Genomic DNA, 636 nt, shown 5'->3' with positions numbered 1-636 from the left:
ATTTTTTGTTGTTTAGCCAATTGAAATGTTTCATCACTAAAGGCATTATTTTTAATGTGTTCAAGGGTTTCTCTTATTAAAGATTTTGCTTTTTCAATATTCTTTTTTTCCATCCCTGAAACAATCGTAACTAATGAAGAAAAGGGTGCATAAGCGCTATGAACATAATAAGCTAAGGCATGTTTTTCGCGAACCACATCAAATAATAATGAATCGCTACCTTCCCCTAGTAGTGTGTTAAAAATACTCATTGCAAAGAAATCATCATCTTTATAGTAAATCCCGCTTTTAAGCCCAATAAACAAACGATCTTGAGATAACTCTAGGGTTTCTTTAATATCATTTAAATGAGTGAAATCATGTTTAATGAAGATATCTTTAGGTAGAGGTTTTTTCGATAAAGTAAATGATGAAACGTACGTTTTAATAGTTTCTTCACTAACATTTCCGCTGACTGATATTAAGGTAGGATTTTTTAACATCGATTCATAGGCATTTTTTATATCGTCTAAAGTAACTGAATCAATCTTTTCTTCAATGCCTAAAGGATTGATGTTATAAGGATGATCTTTATAAAGAAGTTCATAATATCTTTTCGCTGCGTATCTTGTCTTATTTGAGTATTCTGCTTTAAAG

The 636-nt window shown here is 30.3% G+C and carries 1 protein-coding gene; it reads right to left on the bottom strand.

Annotated elements, in window-relative coordinates; genetic code table 11:
- The coding region (locus ABCO64_RS10535) for a M16 family metallopeptidase (protein WP_343089437.1) at positions 1–636 on the bottom strand (636 nt) is incomplete at both ends.

It is taken from the genome of Methanocalculus natronophilus, from assembly GCF_038751955.1.
Lineage (GTDB): Archaea > Halobacteriota > Methanomicrobia > Methanomicrobiales > Methanocorpusculaceae > Methanocalculus > Methanocalculus natronophilus.
This window is presented reverse-complemented; position numbering and strand designations above follow the sequence as displayed.